Genomic DNA, 1,230 nt, shown 5'->3' on the forward strand with positions numbered 1-1,230 from the left:
TGAATCGCTACGGGTAATCTAGACACTTTCGAGTCGTTGATAATACTGCTGTTCATATTCATTCGGCGACACCTGATTGCTCGAACCATGTCGACGCCTGCTGTTATAAAACATTTCGATGTAATCAAAAATATCGCTTCGGGCTTCCTCCCGCGTTCCGTAGATCCTTTTCTTTATCCGCTCACGCTTGAGAAGCTGGAAAAAACTTTCGGCAACGGCGTTATCATGACAGTTGCCGCGTCTACTCATGCTACCTTCCAGACCATGTGACTTCAGGAATGACTGCCACTCGTGGCTAGTATATTGACTGCCTTGGTCTGAATGTATCAACACCTGTTTTTGCGGATTACGCCGCCACAACGCCATTAGCAATGCGTTCAGCACGATGTCCTTCGTCATTCTGGCCTGCATCGACCAGCCAATGATTTTACGGGAAAACAGGTCGACCACTACCGCAAGATATAACCAACCTTCATGTGTTCTAACATACGTAATATCTGTCACCCAGCGTTCATCCGGTGCCATCGGGTTAAATTGTCTCTGGAGCTTGTTGGGTGTCACAATGCTCGCTTCGCCTTTGTACGCTCTTGGACTGCGATAACCGACTTGAGCCTTTATTCCAGCACCGTGCATCAGACGCCAGACTCGGTTCGCCCCACATTTTTCACCCATATCGCGTAAATCCAGGTGAATTTTGCGATAGCCATAAACACATCCAGATTCAAGCCAAAACTGCTTAATCAGCCCGGTCAGCTTCTGGTCTGTGTGGTATCGCCGTGAATGGGGCTGCTGAAGCCAGGCATAGAAACCACTCGGATGAACATCCAAAACACGGCAGAGCAAACGAACCGGAAAGTAACGACTGTTGTCACGGATAAAGACGTACCTCAGTCGGACAGTTTTGCGAAGTACGCCGCGGCTTTTTTTAATATATCTCGTTCATCAGTAACCCGTTTCAGTTCCTTCTGGAGCCGGCGGATCTCAGCCTGAGCAGTTGACTGCTCTTGATGGATCGAAGAATCTGGGCCGTACTTCTTTATCCACGCATAAAGACTGTGAGTGGTGATATCAAGGCGTGTTGCCACGCTTGAAACGGAATGACCGCGATCAACAACCTGTTTGACTGCTTCAATTTTAAACTCGTCGGGATAACGCTTACCGCTCATGGGCACCTCTTTTTTAAGTCATTTTAAATGACTCTGAGGTGTCTAACAAACCAATAGCGATTCA

General features: G+C 47.8%; 1 protein-coding gene. It reads right to left on the reverse strand.

The window, feature by feature from the left end; genetic code table 11:
• Positions 1-18: 18 nt before the first annotated feature.
• Positions 19-1,166 (reverse strand): IS3 family transposase gene (locus ACKQAD_RS20225; protein ID WP_409161751.1). Its coding sequence is split into 2 segments (ribosomal slippage): positions 19-929 and positions 929-1,166, totalling 1,149 coding nucleotides; the frame shifts between segments, so codons are not numbered across the junction.
• Between the last annotated feature and the right edge of the window lie 64 nt (positions 1,167-1,230).

It is taken from the genome of Pectobacterium artocarpous (assembly GCF_046159765.1).
Taxonomy (GTDB): Bacteria; Pseudomonadota; Gammaproteobacteria; order Enterobacterales; family Enterobacteriaceae; genus Pectobacterium.